This is a genomic window from Amycolatopsis sp. NPDC023774, from assembly GCF_040639695.1.
GTDB lineage: Bacteria > Actinomycetota > Actinomycetes > Mycobacteriales > Pseudonocardiaceae > Amycolatopsis.
The window spans coordinates 25,510-44,639 of sequence record NZ_JBFAAJ010000031.1; the positions used below are offsets into that span (position 1 = coordinate 25,510).

19 protein-coding genes are annotated in these 19,130 nt (G+C 71.6%); 13 read left to right on the plus strand and 6 right to left on the minus strand.

Annotated elements, in window-relative coordinates; all coding sequences use genetic code 11:
• Positions 1-15 precede the first annotated feature (15 nt).
• Positions 16-468: a hypothetical protein gene (locus AB0F91_RS38480; RefSeq protein ID WP_360605927.1), complete on the plus strand. Its 453-nt coding sequence runs from the start codon at positions 16-18 to the stop codon at positions 466-468.
• 40 nt (positions 469-508) lie between these two features.
• On the plus strand, positions 509-694 hold the full coding sequence (locus AB0F91_RS38485; RefSeq protein WP_360605929.1) for a hypothetical protein: 186 nt from the start codon (positions 509-511) through the stop codon (positions 692-694).
• Positions 695-1,069: 375 nt separating this feature from the next.
• On the opposite strand, the gene AB0F91_RS38490 is transcribed toward AB0F91_RS38485, so the two are convergent.
• A complete protein-coding gene (locus AB0F91_RS38490) occupies positions 1,070-1,678 on the minus strand; it encodes a TetR family transcriptional regulator (RefSeq protein ID WP_360605931.1) in 609 nt (202 codons plus the stop codon).
• A gap of 96 nt (positions 1,679-1,774) precedes the next feature.
• On the opposite strand from AB0F91_RS38490, the gene AB0F91_RS38495 reads away from it, so the two are divergent.
• The 7 genes from AB0F91_RS38495 to AB0F91_RS38525 all read left to right on the plus strand — a co-directional run bounded on the left by AB0F91_RS38495 (position 1,775) and on the right by AB0F91_RS38525 (position 8,456).
• Positions 1,775-3,337 (plus strand): anthranilate synthase component I, encoded by a 1,563-nt coding sequence (locus AB0F91_RS38495; protein ID WP_360605933.1) that lies wholly within the window; start codon positions 1,775-1,777, stop codon positions 3,335-3,337.
• A 73-nt stretch (positions 3,338-3,410) separates the two neighbouring features.
• Positions 3,411-3,923, plus strand: a complete 513-nt coding sequence (locus AB0F91_RS38500; RefSeq protein WP_360606025.1) for a Trp biosynthesis-associated membrane protein — start codon at positions 3,411-3,413, stop codon at positions 3,921-3,923.
• A 154-nt stretch (positions 3,924-4,077) separates the two neighbouring features.
• Entirely contained in the window at positions 4,078-4,887 is an 810-nt protein-coding gene (trpC, locus tag AB0F91_RS38505) for an indole-3-glycerol phosphate synthase TrpC (protein WP_360605934.1), read from the plus strand.
• Complete coding sequence (gene trpB, locus AB0F91_RS38510) at positions 4,884-6,104, plus strand: tryptophan synthase subunit beta (RefSeq protein WP_360605936.1); 1,221 nt, start codon at positions 4,884-4,886, stop codon at positions 6,102-6,104. The genes trpC and trpB overlap by 4 nt, the downstream gene beginning before the upstream one ends.
• A complete protein-coding gene (gene trpA, locus AB0F91_RS38515; RefSeq protein ID WP_360605938.1) occupies positions 6,101-6,895 on the plus strand; it encodes a tryptophan synthase subunit alpha in 795 nt (264 codons plus the stop codon). The genes trpB and trpA overlap by 4 nt, the downstream gene beginning before the upstream one ends.
• A gap of 58 nt (positions 6,896-6,953) precedes the next feature.
• Entirely contained in the window at positions 6,954-7,781 is an 828-nt protein-coding gene (locus AB0F91_RS38520; RefSeq protein WP_360605940.1) for a MarR family transcriptional regulator, read from the plus strand.
• 162 nt (positions 7,782-7,943) lie between these two features.
• Entirely contained in the window at positions 7,944-8,456 is a 513-nt protein-coding gene (locus AB0F91_RS38525; protein ID WP_360605942.1) for an N-acetylmuramoyl-L-alanine amidase, read from the plus strand.
• Positions 8,457-8,580: 124 nt separating this feature from the next.
• On the opposite strand, the gene AB0F91_RS38530 is transcribed toward AB0F91_RS38525, so the two are convergent.
• On the minus strand, positions 8,581-9,945 hold the full coding sequence (locus tag AB0F91_RS38530; RefSeq protein ID WP_360605944.1) for a glutamine synthetase family protein: 1,365 nt from the start codon (positions 9,943-9,945) through the stop codon (positions 8,581-8,583).
• Positions 9,946-10,034: 89 nt separating this feature from the next.
• Here AB0F91_RS38530 and AB0F91_RS38535 point away from each other — a divergent pair, with 89 nt between their 5' ends.
• The 4 genes from AB0F91_RS38535 to lgt all read left to right on the plus strand — a co-directional run bounded on the left by AB0F91_RS38535 (position 10,035) and on the right by lgt (position 14,938).
• The gene (locus tag AB0F91_RS38535; protein WP_360605946.1) at positions 10,035-11,474 is read left to right on the plus strand and encodes an APC family permease; all 1,440 of its coding nucleotides are present in this window, start codon (positions 10,035-10,037) and stop codon (positions 11,472-11,474) included.
• On the plus strand, positions 11,471-12,607 hold the full coding sequence (locus AB0F91_RS38540) for an amidohydrolase family protein (RefSeq protein ID WP_360605948.1): 1,137 nt from the start codon (positions 11,471-11,473) through the stop codon (positions 12,605-12,607). Before AB0F91_RS38535 ends, AB0F91_RS38540 begins: the two co-directional genes overlap by 4 nt.
• Positions 12,607-13,782, plus strand: coding sequence for a M20 family metallopeptidase (locus AB0F91_RS38545; protein WP_360605950.1), 1,176 nt, complete (start codon positions 12,607-12,609; stop codon positions 13,780-13,782). Before AB0F91_RS38540 ends, AB0F91_RS38545 begins: the two co-directional genes overlap by 1 nt.
• A 91-nt stretch (positions 13,783-13,873) precedes the next feature.
• Positions 13,874-14,938 (plus strand): prolipoprotein diacylglyceryl transferase, encoded by a 1,065-nt coding sequence (gene lgt, locus AB0F91_RS38550; protein WP_360605952.1) that lies wholly within the window; start codon positions 13,874-13,876, stop codon positions 14,936-14,938.
• A gap of 531 nt (positions 14,939-15,469) precedes the next feature.
• On the opposite strand, the gene AB0F91_RS38555 is transcribed toward lgt, so the two are convergent.
• The 4 genes from AB0F91_RS38555 to AB0F91_RS38570 all read right to left on the minus strand — a co-directional run bounded on the left by AB0F91_RS38555 (position 15,470) and on the right by AB0F91_RS38570 (position 18,955).
• Positions 15,470-16,291: a hypothetical protein gene (locus tag AB0F91_RS38555; protein ID WP_360605954.1), complete on the minus strand. Its 822-nt coding sequence runs from the start codon at positions 16,289-16,291 to the stop codon at positions 15,470-15,472.
• A 14-nt stretch (positions 16,292-16,305) separates the two neighbouring features.
• Positions 16,306-17,652: a hypothetical protein gene (locus AB0F91_RS38560; protein ID WP_360605956.1), complete on the minus strand. Its 1,347-nt coding sequence runs from the start codon at positions 17,650-17,652 to the stop codon at positions 16,306-16,308.
• Between the two features lie 39 nt (positions 17,653-17,691).
• On the minus strand, positions 17,692-18,027 hold the full coding sequence (locus AB0F91_RS38565) for a hypothetical protein (RefSeq protein ID WP_360605958.1): 336 nt from the start codon (positions 18,025-18,027) through the stop codon (positions 17,692-17,694).
• 142 nt (positions 18,028-18,169) lie between these two features.
• Positions 18,170-18,955, minus strand: a complete 786-nt coding sequence (locus AB0F91_RS38570; RefSeq protein WP_360605960.1) for an SDR family oxidoreductase — start codon at positions 18,953-18,955, stop codon at positions 18,170-18,172.
• Positions 18,956-19,130: the final 175 nt, after the last annotated feature.

Here is a 19,130-nt window from a genome sequence, read left to right on the forward strand (position 1 = left end):
TCGTACGCTCTCCTGATGGCTCTGGGGACGACCGGCGCGGGCGAAACCGCGCGCCAGGAAGACGACGAACCTCTCCTACCCCGCACCGGGCCGCTGCCGAAGCCGGACCCGGTGACGTTGAACCGGGCCGTGGGCTCGCGGATCTGGCAAGCTCTCGGCGCGGTCGCCCTGTGGGGCCTCGTGGTGGCCGCGACGATCGCAGGCTCGTTCGTGCTCTTCAAGCGGGCGGACCGCCGGCTCACCGTGAGCGGCATGATCGCCCTGGACGCTTCCGCGGAAGCGCTGCTCGTGAGCGGGATGCGCGCGGTCGGCCGGGTCGTCGACGTGAAGGACCCGCCCCGCGGCACGCCGACGATCGCCGTCGACCACACCGTGGGTGCCACGCCCCTGCCCGGCCGCTACTCGTTCTTCCGGCGTCACGAACCCCAGCGCGCGTGGCTCGGTGGCGAGGGCCGCGACTGGTCCTGATGCTCGCGTGCGGTCCGCGCGCGGGCCGGCCGGTGGGCCGATGAGCAAACGCCCTGTCGGCAAGAAAAGGCGCGGCCTGCCGAAGTTTCCAGCGGTCCGCGCGACACCCGGTGACGGCGAGCCGTGGCTGCCGCCCGGGGACGAGGCGCGGCCCGGGGGCGGCGAGCGAGTGGTCGAGCGGATGGGCGGGCGAGCGGCCTTGTTCGTCGTGGCCGTCGTCGTCTGAGTCGGCATGATGGTCACCGGAGCGAACCGGTTCGCCGCCGAGGAGGCGAGGTCCGCTGCGGCGCACCAGCGCGATCTCACGGTCTAGCCACGGTGTGGGGGCAGCGCCGGCGCGCGGCACGGCGGACCGGCTGGCGAGCCGTGAACGCCGACTTCGACGAGCCCGGCGTCGTCACCCGCGACGTTCACCGACCGCAGCCGCCTGCGGTTGCGGCCGGCCAACGGTTTGTCCCGGGCGTACGCACGCTTCGGCCGCGGACGCCACCGGGGCTTCCTCGCCGGCGAAGGCGGCCGCGTGGTGCTGTTCGTCCCGGGAGCCGACGCGCTCGTGCTGAAGGCGGTCAGTACCCGGTGGCGGTGACCACCGGTGAACCGCTCAGAGCCCGAGATCCCCGGTCAGGTACCGCTGCAGGTTCGGCGCGATCGCCGTGACGAGCGTTTCGACCTCGGCCGACGCGATCGGCTCGAAGCGGGCGATGTAGCGGACCATGCCGAGTCCCACGACCTGTGAGGCGCACAGCGTGGTCCGCAGCCCGGCCTGGTCGGAGCCGATGTCGCCGATCACCTCGGCGAAGAACCGTGAGAAGAACTCCCTCAGCACGGTGGCGGCCAGCTCGTGGCCCGCGACGCTGCGGATGAGCGCCTGGAACGTGTCGCCGCCGGCGCCGTCCCAGCGGGTGACGAAGACGCGGACGATCCGTTCGCCCAGCTTGTCGTCGGGGCCGTCGCGCAGGGTCGCGAGCAGCTCGAGCGGGGAGAACGGCAGCTCGAGCACGGCCTGGGCGAACAGGCCCTCCTTGCCGCCGAACCAGTGGTTGACCATGGCCGCGTCGACGCCGGCGCGCGCGGCGATCGCGCGCACGGTGGCGCGTTTGTAACCGTGCTCCGCGAACACCGCGCGCGCGGCCTCGATCAGCGCCGTGCGGGTGTCCTGTCCGGCGGGCCGGCGGCCGCGCCTGCGGGAGGTAGTGTCTTCGGTGCTCACGGGTCCACTATGACTCCTCGTTTCCTCGAATTCAACAGGTGCTGAATTCGAGGGCCGCCCAAGGTCCGCCGAGGCCCGCGCGGCACAATGGGGCGCATGGTCAGCTCAGCAGCCGGCAAATCCGCCGGGCCCGGCCCGGTCAGCCCCTCGCGCGCCGAGTTCCGCGCCCTCGCCGAAGGCCGCCGCGTGATCCCCGTGGTGCGCAAGGTCCTCGCCGACGGGGAGACCCCGCTCGGGATCTACCGCAAGCTCGGCGCCGACCGGCCCGGTACGTTCCTGTTCGAGTCGGCGGAGAACGGCAAGTCCTGGTCGCGCTGGTCGTTCGTGGGCGTGCGCAGCCCGGCCGCGCTGACCGTGCGCGACGGCAAGGCCGTGTGGACCGGCACGCCGCCCGTCGGCCTGCCCACCGAGGGCGACCCGCTGCAGGTGCTGCGCGCGACCGTCGAGGCGCTGCACACCGAGCCGCTGCCCGGCCTGCCCCCGCTGACCGGCGGCATGGTGGGCTACATCGGTTACGACGCCGTTCGCTGGCTGGAGAAGCTGCCCGAGCTCGCCGAGCGCGACCTCGACATCCCCGAGCTGACCATGCTCCTGGCCACCGACCTCGCGGCGTTCGACCACCACGAGGGCACCGTCACGCTGATCGCCAACGCGGTCAACTGGGACGACTCGCCCGAGCGCGTGGACGCGGCCTACGACAGCGCGCTGGAGCGCCTGTCGGCGATGACCGAGCAGCTGCGCGTGTCCGCGCCGCCCACCGTCGCCACGTTCGACCGGCCGGCGCCGGAGTTCAAGCGCCGCCGCACAAAGGCGGACTTCCACGCCGCGGTCGACAAGGCCGTGGAAGCGATCAAGGCCGGCGAAGCGTTCCAAGTCGTGCCCTCGCAACGGTTCGAGATCGAGACCGGCGCCGACGCGCTCGACGTGTACCGCGTGCTGCGCACCTCCAACCCGAGCCCGTACATGTACCTGCTGCGGCTGGAGGGCTTCGACATCGTCGGCTCCAGCCCCGAGTCGCTGGTCACCGTGCGCGACGGCCGGGCGACCACGCACCCCATCGCGGGCACGCGCTGGCGCGGCGCCGACCCGGATGAGGACGCGCAGCTGGCCAAGGACCTGCTGGCCGACGAGAAGGAACGCGCCGAGCACCTCATGCTCGTCGACCTCGGCCGCAACGACCTCGGCAAGGTCTGCCGCCCCGGCAGCGTGCACGTGGTCGACTTCTTCCAGATCGAGCGCTACAGCCACGTGATGCACATCGTCTCCACCGTCACCGGCGAGCTGGCCGAGGGCAAGACGGCGTTCGACGCCGTCACCGCCTGCTTCCCGGCCGGCACGCTCTCGGGTGCGCCCAAGGTGCGGGCGATGCAGCTGATCGAAGAGCTCGAGCCCGTACGCCGCGCCCTGTACGGCGGCGTGGTCGGCTACCTCGACTTCGCGGGCGACGCCGACACGGCCATCGCCATCCGCACCGCCCTGATGCGCGACGGCGTCGCCTACGTCCAGGCCGGCGGCGGCGTGGTCGCCGACTCCGTGGCCGACTACGAGGACACCGAGTCGCTCAACAAAGCGCGCACGGTGCTCTCGGCCGTCGCGGCGGCCCAGACCATGGTTCCCGCGGGCGAGCTGGATCCGGCCGAGGACTCCGCCGGTGTCTGAGCAGGGAGAACCGCAACCAGCCGGCCGGCCGCAGGTACCGACCGAGGCCAAGCCCTCGCGCCGTCCATTGTGGATGATCGTCGTCGGCCTGCTGCTGGGCGCGCTCGCGTTGTGGGGCGCGTCCAAGCTCGCGTGGTTCGCCGAGTTCCGCGACGGCGGCGTGCTCGGCATCCAGCTCTACACCGAGGACGGCGAGCAGCGCGCCACAGCACTCGTGCCGCTGGCGTTGCTGGCGCTGGCCGGCGTCGCGGGCGTGATCGCCACCGGCGGCTGGGCGCGGCGGATCCTGGGCGTCTTGCTGGCGCTCGCGGGCGTCGCGGGCATCTGGACCGGCGTGAACGGCGTCAAGTTCAGCGGCTGGGCGCCAGGACTGCCCGTCACCGAGATGCTGCTCGGCCGCGGGCTGGCCGTGCTGGGCGGAATTCTCCTCGTCGTCGCGGGGTTGGTGGCCGTCAAGGGCGCGGGCACCGCGCGGCGGCTCGGCACCCGGTACGCGGCACCGGGCGCCCAGCGCGCCAAGCGTGATCCGGACATCGAGCTGTGGGAGGCACTTTCCGAGGGTGAGGACCCCACCGCGGGCAGGTGAACGCGGGATACCGAAGCGCATTCGGAGCAAGGCGTGCACCCGGAACGGGCCGGTCTTCGAGCGGGGGTTAGCATCGTTTCGGCGGGAAGGGGAAGGTTTTTGTGAGCGAACTTGCGACAGGATCGATGGTTTCGCCGACGGGCGGGTGCGCCCGGTGAGTGTGCTCGAAGACATCGTCGCCGGTGTGCGGGAGGACCTCGCCGTGCGCGAGTCCGCCCTGCCCTTCGACGAGCTGAAGGCCCGCGCGGCCAAGTCCCCGGCGCCCCGCGACGTGATGGCGGCCCTGCGTGAGTCGGGCATCGGCGTGATCGCCGAGGTGAAGCGGCGCAGTCCCTCCAAGGGCGACCTCGCCCCGATCGCCGACCCCGCTTCCCTGGCCAAGGACTACGAGGACGGCGGTGCGCGGGTGATCAGCGTGCTCACCGAGCAGCGCCGCTTCGGCGGTTCGCTCGCCGACCTCGACGCCGTGCGCGCGGCGGTCGATGTTCCGGTGCTGCGCAAGGACTTCATCGTCAGCCCGTACCAGGTCCACGAGGCGCGCCTGCACGGCGCGGACATGGTGCTGCTGATCGTCGCCGCGCTGGAGCAGAACGCGCTGGCCGCGCTGCTCGACCGCGTGGAGTCGCTCGGCATGACCGCGCTCGTGGAGATCCACAACGCCGAAGAGGCTGACCGCGCCCTCGAGGCCGGCGCCCAGGTGATCGGCGTCAACGCCCGCAACCTGCACACACTGGAAGTCGACCGGGACGTGTTCTCCCGCCTCGCCCCGGGGCTGCCGTTCGAGGTGTTCAAGGTCGCCGAGTCCGGCGTCCGCGGCCCCGGCGACCTGATGTCCTACGCCGGCCAGGGCGCCGATGCCGTGCTGGTCGGCGAGGGCCTGGTGGCCTCCGGTGACCCGAAGGGCGCGCTGGTGAAGCTCGTCACCGCCGGTTCGCACCCCGCCTGCCCGAGGCCGTCGCGGTGACCCAGGAGCACAGCAAGCACGACCCGGACGAGCGCGGCTACTACGGCCCCTACGGCGGGCGGTTCATGCCGGAAGCGCTGATCGGCGTCGTCGACGAGGTCGCTGCCGAATACGACAAGGCGCGTCGCGACCCGGAGTTCACCGGTGAGCTGCGCCGCCTGCTCAAGGACTACGCGGGCCGCCCGTCGCTGCTCACCGAGGCCAAGCGCTTCGGCGAGCACGCCGGGGGCGCGCGGGTGTTCCTCAAGCGCGAGGACCTCAACCACACCGGATCGCACAAGATCAACAACGTGCTCGGCCAGGCGCTGCTCACCAAGCGCATGGGCAAGAAGCGCGTGATCGCCGAGACCGGCGCGGGCCAGCACGGTGTGGCCACGGCCACCGCGTGCGCGCTGCTCGACCTCGAATGCCTGGTCTACATGGGCGAGGTCGACACCGAGCGCCAGGCCCTCAACGTCGCTCGCATGAAGCTGCTCGGCGCCGAGGTCGTGCCGGTCAAGACCGGTTCCCGCACGCTCAAGGACGCGATCAACGAGGCCTTGCGCGACTGGGTGACCAACTCCGAGACCACGCACTACCTGTTCGGCACCGCCGCGGGCCCGTACCCGTTCCCGATGATGGTGCGCAACTTCCACAAGGTCATCGGCGAGGAAGCGCGCGAGCAGATCCTGGAGCAGGCCGGCCGGCTTCCCGACGTCGTCGCCGCGTGCGTCGGCGGCGGGTCCAACGCCATCGGCATCTTCTCCGGCTTCTACGACGATCCGTCGGTGCGGCTGGTCGGCCTGGAGCCGGGCGGCGAGGGCCTCGACGGCGACCGTCACGGCGCGACGCTCACCAAGGGCAGCCCGGGCAACCTGCACGGCGCGATGTCGTACCTGCTGCAGGACGAGGACGGCCAGACGGTGGAGTCGCACTCCATCTCGGCCGGGCTTGACTACCCGGGCGTCGGCCCGGAGCACGCGTGGCTCAAGGACTCCGGCCGCGCCGAGTACCGCCCGGTCACCGACGCCGAGGCCATGGACGCGTTCCGGCTGCTCTCGCGCTCCGAAGGCATCATTCCGGCCATCGAGTCGGCCCACGCGCTGGCCGGTGCCCTGGTGCTCGGCCGTGAGCTCGGGCCCGAGGGCCTCATCGTCGTGAACCTCTCGGGGCGCGGCGACAAGGACATGGACACCGCGGCCAAGTGGTTCGGCCTCGTCGACGGGGAGGATCAGTGAGCGCGCTCGACGACGTGTTCGCGGCGACGCGGGCGGAAGGCCGGGCCGCACTGGTCGGGTACCTGCCCGCCGGATTCCCGTCGGTCGACGGCTCGAAGGACCTCCTGGCCGCCACGATCGACGGCGGCGCGGACCTGCTCGAGATCGGCGTCCCGTACTCCGACCCGGTGATGGACGGGCCCACGATCCAGGCCGCCGCCGAGTCTGCGCTGGCCGGTGGGTTCAAGCTCAAGCGGCTCTTCGAGGTCGTCGAGTCGGTGTCGGCGCGCGGCGGCAAGGCCGTGGTGATGACGTACTGGAACCCCGTGCACCGCTACGGCGTGGACCGCTTCGCGCGCGACCTCGCGTCGGCCGGCGGGCTGGGCATGATCACACCGGACCTGATCCCGGACGAGGCCGCCGAGTGGACGGCCGCGTCCAAGGCGCGCGGTCTGGACCGGATCTTCCTGGTGGCGCCGTCGTCGTCGGAGGAACGCCTGGCGTTGACCACCGCCGCGTCGTCCGGCTTCGTCTACGCCACCGCGGTCATGGGTGTCACGGGCGCCCGCGACGCGGTGGGCGTGCACGCGGAGGACCTGGTCCGTCGCACGCGGGCCCACACGCACCTTCCGATCGGTGTCGGCCTCGGCGTCCGCTCCGGCGACCAGGCGGCCCAGGTGGGCGGCTTCGCCGACGCGGTGATCGTCGGGTCGGCCCTGGTCACGGCCGCGGCCGAGGGCAGCGTGGACGGGGTGCGGAAGCTGGCGGAGGAGCTCGCGGAAGGCGTGCGCCGGGCTCCGGCTCGGGCCTGACTTCGGCCGATTCGGCGTTTTGCTCCGCAGGGCCGTGTTCGCTGGCAGGATGCGGGCCATGACCTGCACCGCCCGTCGCATGCACGAGCTCCTGGAGCCGATCTGCCTGGTCACGTTCTTCTCGGAAGAGTGCAACGAGGAGCTGGCCGCGCTCGGCCACCGCACCTACTGGGACGGCTACTTCGCGAGCCGTGCCGCGCCGTTGGGGCGCGTGCCGGCTCAGGTCGTGGACGCGGCTTTCTACAACTTCGCCGACGGTGAGGTCGCGCGGCACATCCCGAGCGCGTGGGAGACGATCCCGCCCGAGGCGTCCGTCGCCGCGCGGGAGCGGGGCAGCGCGGCGTCGCTGCGGCGGATCCTCGGTGACGGGCTGGCCGGCTCCCCGGGCCTGGTGCGCGCCGCCGACCTGACCACCCAAGCCGCGGCGAACACGCCCACGGCGGGCCGGGTGATGTTCGCCGGGATGCGAGCCCTCCCGGTGCCGAGCGACCCCGTCGCGCGCCTGTGGCATTCCGCGACCACGCTGCGCGAGCACCGCGCCGACGGCCACATCGCCGCTCTCGTCGGCGCGCGCATCGGCGGCGCGGAGGCCCACGTGCTCTCCGCGCTCGACATGGGCATCCACCCGCCGGAGTCGTTCGGGCGCATCCACCACCTGCCGAAGGCACGGCTGGCCGCGGTCATGTCCGGGCTGCGCGAACGCGGCCTCGTCGACGCCGACGGCCATTTCACCGACGCCGGCCGCGAGACCAAACACCGCATCGAGACCATGACTGACGAGCTCGCTGCTGCGCCGTACGACACGTTGTCGCCTGCAGAACTCGACGAGTTGATCGCCGCACTCGAACCGATCACGGCGAAGGTGGCGGCCACGGGGTCCCAGTGACGAGTGGCGACTGATCTGAGTTGTCCACACCCCGGGCCGAGTTGTGGACTCGGCCGCCGATTGGCTTCATCACGGGTTTTGTCGGTGGGGGCCGATAGGCTGGACATGGGCACGCCCCCCTGGGACGGCGGGGACTGTGTTCGGGCGGGGACTGTGTTCGGTATGGAGTTCACCCACCTCCCTCGGCGCTCGTTCCTCGATGGCGCCGTCGGCCTCACCGCCGCGACCGGCCGGGCTGCTCCTGTCCGGACCCCGAGCCCAACAGCAACCGAGCCCCGCGTCTACAGCTGCGCCGAGTGGGGCGCGCGGCCGCCCGCCGATCCGTTGACGACGCTGGACCATCCGGCCAACATCGCGTGCCCCAACAGCACGGATTACTCGCTGTCCCACGCGTTCCAGGTCGCGCGCGACGACCAGGCCGACCACATCGACAACAACGGCTGGTCCGACACCGGCCAGCACTTCACCATCTCCCGCGGGGGCTACCGCATGGAGGGCCGCCACGGCAGCCTCGACGCGCTGCGCGACGGCAACCGGATCGTCCGCGCCGCGCACTGCCCGGGCCAGAACGACAACGCGATCGGTATCGAGAACGAAGGCACGTACACGTCCGTCGAGCCCCCGCAGGCACAGTGGGACTCGCTGGTCGTGTTCATCGCGTATGCGTGCGGGTAGTACGGCATCCCCGTCGAGGAGATCAAGGGCCACCGCGACTACTACAACACCGAATGCCCGGGCGACCAGCTCTACGCGAAGCTGCCGCAGCTGCGTTCGGAAGTCGCCGGACTGCTGGGTGAGGTCAGTGGAGCCAGCGCATCACGGCGCACAGCTCTTCGGCGTCGAGCCCGCCCAGTTCGTCGATCTCGCCGCGGCGCACGTCCATCAACGTCGTCGCCAGTTCCGCACCGAAGGCCGATTTCAGCACGTCGTCGGCGACGAACGCGGCCACGGCCTCCTCCAGTGAGCGGGGGAGGCGCACCACTCCCGCGGCGGCGGCGTCCCCGGCCGACAACGTCCCCGGATCCACCTCCACCGGCTCCGGCAACCGTGCCGCGGAATCGAGCCCCGCGATTCCCGCGAACAGCAACCCGGCCACGACCAAATACGGATTGGCCGTGAGATCAAAGCATTTCACTTCGAAATTCGCGGCCGTTTCCCGTTTCCCCACCGGGCCGCGCACCAACCGCAGCGGCGCTTCCCGGTTCTCCAGGCCCCACGCGGTGAACACGCCCGCCCAGCGGTGGGGTTCCAGCCGCAGGTAACTCACCACCGAAGGCGCTCCGACGGCCAGCAATGCCGGCAACCGCCTGAAAATGCCCGCGGCGAACGACTCGGCGACCTCGTTCAGCCCGCACATCCCGGCGCCGCCGGCGCACAGGTTCCGCCCGCCCTCCCACAGGCTGCAGTGCACGTGCCCGCCGTTGCCCACGCCGCCGGGCGCGAACTTCGGCGTGAACGACGTCCTCAGCCCGTGGTTCGCCCCCACCGCGCGGATCGTCTCCCGCGCCAGCACCGCGACGTCCGCCGCCCGCACCGGATCGTCGGCGGACACGGAGACCTCGAACTGCCCCGCCGCGTATTCCGGGTGCACTTGCTCGACCCCGAGATGCTGACTGTCCAAAGCGGACACCAGATCCCGCGCGTACGCCGACTGCTCGGCCAGCCGCGAATACCCGTACGCCGGCCCCGCCACCGGCGCCCCGCCCGGTCCGGCGATCACCCACTCGAGCTCGAACGCCATCCGCGCCGAAAACCCGCGTTCGGCCAGCTTCGCCACCGCTGTCGTCGCCAGCGCCCGCGAGTCCTGCGGATGCGGCTCGCCCTCCTGGTCGTAGCGCAGCGCCGGCGCCCACGCCCACCCGGGTTGCGCGGCGAGCACCGTGAGCGCGTCGAGGTCCGGGTGCAGCCGCAGGTCGCCGACGGGGCCGCGCGAGTAGGCGCCGGCTGTGATCGTGTCCGTGCACAGGAAGAAGTCGAACGAGTTCGACGCGCCCACGCCCCACGCCGCGACCTCGGCGAGCCGGCTCACCGGAACCGCCTTCACCCGCGAGATCCCGGAGTTGTCGACGAAGGTCAGCGCCACCAGCTCGACCCCCGAACGGCCCAGCCGCGTCGCTTCCTCGGCACCCCGCCTGGAAAGTTCAACCCGATCGAGCTGGCTCATCCTGCCCCCGCGATGTTCACTGTTTACTTCACGCCGTCGTCCTCGCCGGCCGTGGAACCACCTGCTGCCTCCGGACGAAGGAGCGCATCGTGTCAGACATCGTCGAAACCCGTCCAGCGCTGCGGCGCACCCTCTCCGTGTGGCAGGCCGTGGGCCTGTCCGTGGCGCTGATGGCGCCGAGCATGGCCGCCAACATCAACCCCCAGCAGACGGCGGCCGCCGCCGGGCGCGCCGTGCCGCTGGCCTTCCTGCTCTCGGCCGCCGGCGTGCTGCTGGTCGCATACGGCTTCGTCCGCCTCTGCCAGCACTACCACCACGCGGGCTCGGTCTACGCGTTCGTCGGCGCGACGCTCGGCCCGCGCGCCGGCGTCGTGTCCGGCATCGGGCTGCTCGGCACGTACACTTTCTACGCCGTGGTCACGAGTTCCGCCGCGGGCACGCTCGGCACCGCGTTCCTCACGCAGGTGGGGATCTGGCCGAATCCGCCGTGGTGGGGGCCGTTCGTGCTCACGGGCGTCGCGCTCGTCGGCAGCTGGCTGCTGGCGGTGGCGCCCGCGCGCCGCGGCACGTCGACGCTGCTCGCCGTGGAAGGCGCCACGATCGCGGTGATCCTCCTGGTCACCGCCGTGATCCTGGTCCGCCTGATCGCCGGCAACGCCCCCGGCGACGCCCACTTCACGATGTCGGTGTTCACCTTCACCCCGGACATCGGCCTGTCCGGGGTGTTCCTCGGCGCGGTGTTCGGCTTCCTGTCCTTCGCCGGTTTCGAAGCCGCCGCGACGCTCGGCGAGGAGACCCGCGACCCGCGCCGCAACATCCCGCGCGCCATCCTCGGCACGGCCCTCTTCGGCGGCGCCTTCTTCGTGATCGTGACGGCCGTGGAGATGATGGCGTTCCGCTCCGACGCCCAGGCCTTCCACGACTCGCCCTCGCTGCTCGGCGACCTGGGCAGCACGTTCGTCGGCTCGTGGGCCGGCGACGTCATCAGCGTGGGCGCGGCGATCAGCGCGTTCGGCTGCTGCCTCGCCTGCGTGGTCGGCGGCTCGCGCCTGCTGTTCGCCCTGGGCCGCGACGCCTTCGACGGCCGCGGCATCGGCCGCACGTCCCCGAAGGGCACGCCGGTCACCGCCGTCACCGCCGTCGCCGCGGCGGCCGCGCTGATCATCGTGGTGTGCGCCGTCTTCTTCGGCGCGACGGCGGCGGATACCTTCGCCTGGTCGGGATCCATCGGCACCTTGATCCTCTTGGTCATCTACCTGCTGACCACCCTCGGCGCCATCCTGTTGCTCTTCGTGCGCCGCCGCATGCATGTCCCGTGGTGGCACCTGATCTTCCCGCTCGGCGCGCTCGCGCTGCTGGGCTACACGGTCTACGTCAACGTCGTGCCCTACCCGACCGAGGGACCGGCCCGCTGGTTCCCCGTCGCGGCGGGCGCGGTCCTCGTGCTGGCCGTGGTCTTGGTTCTCGCAGCGCCAGGTTTCGCCCGTAGGGTGGGGGAACGGCTGGGCGTCAGCGAAGGAGGCCGATGAGCGAGGTGCTGGACTTCGTCGCCGAGGCGCCGCTGGTCGATCACCACTGTCACGGTGTGGTGACCGGCAAACTCCAGCGCGAGGGCTTCGAGCGGATGCTCACGGAGGCCGACGCGGTGTCGCCGCTGGGGACGTCGCTGTTCGACTCGCTCATCGGGCTCGCCGTGCGCGAGCGGTGTGCGCCGGTGCTCGACCTGCCGAAGCACGCGCCGGCCGACGAATACCTCGCGCGGCGCGCCGAGCTGGGGGCCGGGGAGGTCAACCGCCGGTTCCTGCGCGGCACGGGGACCACCGACTTCCTGCTCGACGGCGGTTTCCAGCCCGGCGAGCTCACCGGTGCCGCCGAGTTCGCCGGTCTCGCCGGAGCCCGCGCGCACGACGTGGTCCGGCTCGAGCAGGTCGCCGAAGACGTGGTTCGGGCCGGCACAACCGCGGGCCGGTTCGCGGAGGCCTTCGGGGCGGAGCTGGAAAAACGGGCGAAGTATTCGGTCGGGGTGAAGTCGATCGCCGCGTACCGGGTGGGCCTGGAGCTGTCGGGTGAGCGGCCCGACGCCGTGGAGGTGGTCGACGCGGCCGGGCGGTGGCTCTCGCGCGTCGGGGCCGGGCTGGGGCTGCGTCTGGCCGACGAGGTGCTGCACCGCCACCTCGTGTGGGCGGGCCTCGACCTCGGGCTGCCCGTGCAGTTCCACGTGGGCTACGGCGACTCCGACGTGGACCTGCACCGCTGCGATCCCTTGCTGCTGACCGGGTTCCTGCGCGCCACGCGCGGGACGGGCGTGCCGATCCTGCTGCTGCACAACTACCCGTTCCACCGCAACGCCGCCTACCTCGCGCAGGTCTTCGAGCACGTCTTCGTGGACACGGGCCTCATCACGCACAACGCCGGCTTGCGCGCCCCGGCGATCCTGGCCGAGACGCTGGAGCTCGTGCCGTTCGGCAAGCTGCTGTTCTCCACCGACGCGTTCGGCCTCGCGGAGCTCTACCACCTCGGCACAGCCCTGTTCCGCCAAGGGCTTTCCGACTTCCTGCGGTCCGCTCTGGCGGCCGACGCACTGTCCGAAGTGGACGCGCAGCGCCTCGTGCGCCTCGCCGGCCACGAGAACGCCACCCGGATCTACCGCCTGGAGCCCTGATGACCGACCTGGCCGCGCGCTGGCGTGCCGCCCTCGCCGACGAGCTGCCGAATGCCGTCGAGCTGCGCCACCGGCTGCACGCCGACCCGCGCGCGTCCGGCGACGAGGAGGACACCGCCCGCGTGGTCGCCGCCGCGCTGGGCGCCGGCGAAGGCGTGCGCGTCGCCAAGACGGGACGCCTGGTCGAGCTGCCCGGCGAGCACCCCGGCCCCGCCGTCGCGCTGCGCGCGGAGATGGACGCGTTGCCGATCGTCGAGCGCACGGGTGCGGCGTGGGCTTCGGGCTCCGGGCTGATGCACGCGTGCGGCCACGACGTGCACCTGGCCTCGCTGGTCGCCGTCTGCCGGGCGGCGCAGCGCGTGGGCCTGCCGCGGCGGCTGGTCGCGGTGCTGCAGCCGCGCGAGGAGACGGCGCCTTCGGGCGCGCTGGACATCGTCGAGTCGGGGGCGCTGGAGGAACTCGGCGTGGACACCGTCATCGGCGCCCACGTGCAGCCGCGGCTGTCGCACAACGTCGTCTCCGCCGCGCCCGGTCCGGTGAACGCGTCGACCGACGAGTTCGAGATCGTGCTCCACGGCCAGGGCGGCCACGCGGGTTACCCGCACCTCGTGCGCGACCCGGTGCTGGCGCTGAGCCAGCTCGTGGTGAGCCTGCAGCAGGTCGCGAGCCGCCGGATCGACCCTGTGCATGGCGCCGTCTGCACGATCGGGCGCATCCACGCCGGCACGGCCGCCAACATCGTCCCCAACACCGCGACCGCGCTCGGCTCGCTGCGGCTCATGCGCGCGACCGACCGCGCGCACGCGCTGGACGTGCTGGCCGAGATCGTGCACTCCACCGCCCGCGCGTACGGCTGCACCGCCGACGTGCAGATCAGCCCGTGCGAGCCCGTGCTGGTCAACGACCCGGCGCTGGCGACGGCCGCCCAGACGTGGCTGCTCGACGGCGGCGCCGACGTCGACGTGGACTTCCGCTCCTTCGGCGCCGACGACTTCGCCCACTACTGCGGCACCGGCACGCGCGGGCTGATGCTGTTCGTCGGCCTCGGCGACACCGCGGGCGCGCCCAGCCTGCACGACGAGGTGTTCCTGCCGGAGGACGCCGCCGTCGGCCAGGTGGCACGGGCACTGATCGCCGGGTACCTCGCCGCTCTGCAGCCGGGCGGCTACGAGTAGTCACCGTCGCGACCGGACCGTGACCGGTCCTTCACGAACCCTTCGGCAGCTCCCTCACCACACCGGAGCCTTGACGCGCTACGGTGACCGCGTGTATTCCGCCTCGGCAGCCTTCCTGGCCACGATCCCGAGCCCCGACCGCGGTGTGTGGCACCTGGGGTTCATCCCGATCCGTGCCTACGCACTGTGCATCATCGCCGGCATCATCGTGGCGATCTGGTGGGGAGAGCGCAGGTGGGCCGCGCGCGGGGGCACCAAGGGGACCGTGATCGACATCGCGGTGTTCGCCGTGCCGTTCGGGCTCGTGGGCGGCCGCCTCTATCACGTGATCACCGATCCCGAGCTGTACTTCACCGCCGGCAAGAACCCGTGGAACGCCTTCGCCATCTGGGACGGCGGCCTCGGCATCTGGGGCGCCATCGCCCTCGGTGGTGTCGGCGCCCTGATCGCCTGCCGCCGCAAGGGCATCCCGCTCCCGGCGCTGGCCGACGCGATCGCGCCCGGCATCGTCACGGCGCAGGCCATCGGCCGCATCGGCAACTACTTCAACCAGGAGCTCTACGGCGCGCACACCGACCTGCCGTGGGGCCTGGAGATCTACCAGCGCATCGACCCGACGACCGGGCTGCCCAACGAGCTCACCGGCATCGCCACCGGCCACATCCCGCTGCCGGACAGCCCCGTGCACCCGACCTTCCTGTACGAGCTGATCTGGAACCTGCTCGTCGCCCTGGTCGTGGTGTGGGCCGACCGCCGTTTCAAGCTCGGCCACGGCCGCGCGTTCGCCCTGTACGTGGCCGGCTACACCCTCGGCCGCTGCTGGATCGAGTTCATGCGCACCGACACCGCGAACCACATCCTGGGCCTGCGCGTCAACGTCTGGACCTCGATCCTGGTCTTCCTCGGTGCGGTGATCTACATGATCGTGGCCAAGAAACGTGGTCCTCGCGAGCTGCCGGAAACGCTGCGCAGCCGGGGTGACGAGCGGGACGCGGTGGCGGAGTCCCCGGACCTGGGCTCGTCTTCGTCGGACTCCGCCCCTGGTTCGTCGGAGGCCGATTCGCCCGACGGCGGCCCCGAGGCGGAGGCCCGCGACGAGATCACCGTGGACGCCGGTTCCTCCGGCCCGGACTCGGACAAGCCTGAGAAGTCCTGACCCGGTTTTTTCACCACGCACGAGGTCCCCGGCCCGAAGTCGAGCCGGGGACCTCGTGCGTTGCGAGTTCGGGCACTCGCCGTCGGCCGCGCGCGCCGGGAGCTGGTATCGAGCGTTGCGGGCCCGATGCGGTGGCCGGTCGGAGGTGAGCTTCGGGGGTTGCGCCGGCTGGTCGAGCGCGGCTCTTCTCAGCACTTGCTCGGCTGAGGTCCCAACCTGAGGCGGGTCGGACCTCGTGCGTTGCGGGTTCGGGCACTCGCCGTCGGCCGCGCGCGCCGGGCTGGGCGCCGGGAGCTGGTATCGAGCGTTGCGGGCCCGATGCGGTGGCCGGTCGGAGGTGAGCTTCGGGTGTTGGCGGTGCCAGGCGCGGAAGTCCCGCGTGCGGCGCTGCGGGAGGCAGGTCCCCCGCGTTGCGGGCCCGGTGTGTGGCGGCCGGTCCAAGGCCGCTCTCGCGGGCTCGCGGCTCGGATTCCCGGCGCTCGTGCGTGGTGGTGCCGGGTGAGCACCGGCACCACCACCCACGAGCCGGGCTCAGCCGAGCGGGGAGCCGCCGAAGTAGTCGTCGTCTCCGTCGGAGCGGTCTTCGCCGCGGGGGCGACGCGGGGAGGGCGGGTCCTGGCGCTTCGGGGTGCCGCGGTCGGCGAGGGGGTTGGTGAACTCGTCGTCGTCCGGGGTGGTGAAGCGCAGACGCGGGTCTTCCTGCCGGGGCGCGGCGTGCCGGCCGTGGTCCGGCTCGGGCGAAGGCGGCGAAGGCGCGGGCGGTGCCGTCGGCTTGCGGTCGGCCAGCGGGTCGGCGAAGTCGTCGTCCGGTGGGGGAGCGCTGTGGCGGCCAGGTGGCGGCGGAGCCGGGTGCGACGGTGAGGTGCTGCTCGCCAGCGGGTCGTCCGTCGAGAAGCCCTTCGGCTCCTGCGCGGCGGCCGGGTAGGTCGAGCGGTTCGAGTCGGCGAGGAAGTCGCGCGAGCCGGTGCGGGCTTCGAGCACCTCCTCGGGCGACAGACCCTCGCGCATCTCCTCGTACATGTCCTTCGCGTCGCCGAGCTTGGCGTCGGCCAGGGCGCGCACCTCGGGATCGGCGAAGGCCTTCCCGGACGCGACGTCCTTCCACGTCAGCTCGCCGGCGTCGACCTTGCGTTTGACCAGACGCAGCGCGGCCGGGGCGTCGGGCTTGGAGGCGGCAGTCTTGAGCGCCTCGATGCGCTCGGGAGTGTCGGTCTGCGGCAACGGCTTCAGGCGGATCTTCTCGAGGTCCTTCAGCAGCTGCCGCGACTTGCTCACGGTGCTGTCGAGCGCCGATTCCGCCTCGCGGATCTCCGGCGTCTTCCACGCGTCCTGCGCGGGGGTGGGACGTGACATGACGGCGGGTCCTCTCAGTCGTCGATGCGGCCGCTGATCCGGCCGCTGCCCGAGTGCGCGGGCGTGCGGCCGCGGCGGCTGTCCCAGTGGTCCTTGTTGTCCTGGTGGTTCTCGCGCGTCTCTTTCACGCCGTCCTTCACCGAGTCCTTGATGTCACCCACGTCGCCGGCGATGTCGGAGGCGTTGTCCTTGATGTCGCCGACGTCGCCCGCGATGCCCTTGCCGATGTCGATCACGTCGGAGATGCTGCCGACGTCCTTGATCTTCGCCAGCTGCGACCCGATGTCCTTCACCGAGTTCCACAGGTCACCGACCTTCTGCACGATGTCCTTGATCATGTCGATGATCGAGATCAGCGCGTTGATGAGCGGCAGGATCTCCGACAGCCCGGTGATCGCGTCGGCGATCCACCCCGCGATCGGCACGCACGCCTCGGCCGCCATCACCAGCAGCCGGTCGATCAGGCTCTTCAACAGGTCGAGGGCCTTGGCCGCCAGCTTCTGCGACGTGTCCGAGAGCAGCTCGAACCCCTTGGCGATCAGCTCCGCGATCCCGGCCTCCGCGGCCAGCCCCGCGCGCCACCCGAGGTCCACATACGCCTTGTGCGCCAGCGACGCCGGGCCCGACCAGCTCTCGCCGAGGATCTTCTCGTTGCTCACCATCACGGTCGAGAACGCCTTCATCGCCTCGGCGATGTTGCGCCACGCCTCGGCGTCGGCCGAGATCTTCGAGAAGTCGCCCGTGATCGGCTCGATGAACATCTGCGTGAGCGTCTGGCCCGTCAGCTGCTGGAAGATCCACTCGACGGCCATGACCTCGACGCCGGCCTCCTTGACGAGGTCCTGGATGTCCTCTCCGGACGTGTCCTCGGGCGGCTGCAGCTGCTCGCTGATCGAGCTGCCCTCGTCGAACCCGCTCGGCGACGTTGTCGGCGCGGCGCCGGGATCCCCTCCGGACGACGCGGGCGAATCGCCACCGTCATCCGAGTCGTCCGAGTCCTCGTCCTCGTCCCCTTCTTTTTTCTTTTTGGGCTTTTCCTCGTCGTCATCATCGTGGTCGTCGGGTGGCTCCGGAGGCTGACCGCCGGCCCCGTGCCCACCCGGACCGTTAGGCGGCCACGGCCCGTTGCCTCCGGGAGCGGCGCGAGGACCGTCCTCGCCACCGTGTGGTTGAGGTGAGCCACTGTGTCCTCCGGCCGGGGTGCCCGGGTTGCCCTGCTGCGGCGGAGAACCCGGCCGGTTCGGCGGCGTGTTCGGGTGCTGCGGCGGTGTGTTCGGGTGCCCTTGCCGGGGCGGGGCAGGGTGCGTCGGCGTGTGGTGCGTCGTTCCGCCGGACCCGCCCGGGTGGCTGTGCCTGGCCATGTCGTTCCCCCTCAGTGGTGGTCGGAGTCAGTGGTGGGTTCACTTCGCGGGCGTGCCGACCTCGTCGATCGCGATGCCGAACTCCTTGAGGATCGCGGCGACCTGGCCGTCGTGGTGGTCGTAGGAGTCGGCGGCGGAGCGGACGCCCTGGCTCAGCGAGGTGAGCCGGTTGTCGCCGAAGTCGAGGGTGCTGCCGTAGAGGTTGCCCACGAGGTCGACGACGGGGCGCAGCAGCGCGAACAGGCCGGTGAAGCCCGAGGTGTCGCACGCGGTCGTGCGCATGTAGTCCCTGATCTTGCCGACCTGGGCGTGCAGCCCGTCGACGACGTCCGCGTACTCGCGCATGACGTCGGTGTGTACGTCGAAGTCCGACACCGATTCCCTCCCCGTGATCGCCGGTCGACGGACACTATGGCAGGAAGTGATCACCCAGCGTGGGGTGTTTGGGGAAATCCACCGGTTCGAAAACGGCAACCCGGCAAAGAGGTCAAATCAGGCAAAGATCTACAAAGGACGGTCAGAGGTCCGGCAGCCCGAGCTCGAGGTTCGGTGCCTGGAGCCCACCGTCCACTTCGAGCACCTTGCCCGTCACGTACGCGCCGGCCGGCGAAGCCAGGTACAGCACCGCCGAAGCCACGTCCTCCGCGGAACCGATGCGCTGAAGCGGGGTCGCGCTCTCCATCTTCACGCGGATCTCTTCGTTGCCCGCCACCAGTTCCAATGCCGACGTGAGCACCGAGCCGACGCTGATCGCGTTCACGCGCACCTTCGGCGCGAGGTCCACGGCGGCCAGCCGCGTGTAGTGCGACAGCGCGGCCTTCGCCGTGCCGTAGGCGAGAAAGCCGCGGCCCTGCACGCGGCCCATGATCGACGAGATGTTGACCACCGCGCCGCCGCTGTCGAGCAGCGCCGGGGTCGCGGCGACGGTCAGCGCGTGAGCCGTCGCGACGTTGAACCGGAACGCTTCCTCGAGGAAGTCCGTCGTCGACTCGACGAACGGCCGCGGGTATGTGCCGCCGACATTGTTGACGACGATGTCAAGTCGCCCGAACGCGTCCAGGGCGGCCGAAGCCAGCGCGCCGGCCGCTGCCGGGTCCGACAGGTCGGCCGCCACCACGTGCGCGCGGCGCCCGGCCGCGGCCACGCGGGCGGCCACCTCGTTCAGCTGGGACTCGGTGCGCGAGGCGATGACCACGTCGGCACCCGCTTCGGCGAGCGCCACGGCGGTGGCCGCGCCGATGCCGCGACCGGCGCCGGTGACCACCGCGACCCGGCCCGTGACGCGGAACCGATCGAGGATCATGGGGCGGACGCTAACACGTTCCACCGGCGAGCGGCATCAGTCACACAGGTGGTCGCGCAGGCCCGACCGGCGCCGCGAAGACCCCAGGAAAACCGCCGGAAACGGCCGTGCCGGGACGGATGCGTAAAAACGCGGTTACACTTGACGACATCCGCCCAGATCCGATAGTTAGCTA

What these genes read in the sequence shown, in the direction of transcription:
- AB0F91_RS38500 (WP_360606025.1), top strand. Translation starts at nt 3,411, where the DNA reads ATGATCGTCGTCGGCCTGCTGCTGGGCGCGCTCGCGTTGTGGGGCGCG.
- AB0F91_RS38540 (WP_360605948.1), top strand. Translation starts at nt 11,471, where the DNA reads ATGAGCGAGGTGCTGGACTTCGTCGCCGAGGCGCCGCTGGTCGATCAC.
- AB0F91_RS38495 (WP_360605933.1), top strand. Translation starts at nt 1,775, where the DNA reads ATGGTCAGCTCAGCAGCCGGCAAATCCGCCGGGCCCGGCCCGGTCAGC.
- AB0F91_RS38560 (WP_360605956.1), bottom strand. Translation starts at nt 17,652, where the DNA reads ATGGCCAGGCACAGCCACCCGGGCGGGTCCGGCGGAACGACGCACCAC.
- AB0F91_RS38525 (WP_360605942.1), top strand. Translation starts at nt 7,944, where the DNA reads ATGGAGTTCACCCACCTCCCTCGGCGCTCGTTCCTCGATGGCGCCGTC.
- AB0F91_RS38530 (WP_360605944.1), bottom strand. Translation starts at nt 9,945, where the DNA reads ATGAGCCAGCTCGATCGGGTTGAACTTTCCAGGCGGGGTGCCGAGGAA.
- AB0F91_RS38555 (WP_360605954.1), bottom strand. Translation starts at nt 16,291, where the DNA reads ATGTCACGTCCCACCCCCGCGCAGGACGCGTGGAAGACGCCGGAGATC.
- AB0F91_RS38485 (WP_360605929.1), top strand. Translation starts at nt 509, where the DNA reads ATGAGCAAACGCCCTGTCGGCAAGAAAAGGCGCGGCCTGCCGAAGTTT.
- AB0F91_RS38520 (WP_360605940.1), top strand. Translation starts at nt 6,954, where the DNA reads ATGACCTGCACCGCCCGTCGCATGCACGAGCTCCTGGAGCCGATCTGC.
- AB0F91_RS38570 (WP_360605960.1), bottom strand. Translation starts at nt 18,955, where the DNA reads ATGATCCTCGATCGGTTCCGCGTCACGGGCCGGGTCGCGGTGGTCACC.
- AB0F91_RS38545 (WP_360605950.1), top strand. Translation starts at nt 12,607, where the DNA reads ATGACCGACCTGGCCGCGCGCTGGCGTGCCGCCCTCGCCGACGAGCTG.
- AB0F91_RS38480 (WP_360605927.1), top strand. Translation starts at nt 16, where the DNA reads ATGGCTCTGGGGACGACCGGCGCGGGCGAAACCGCGCGCCAGGAAGAC.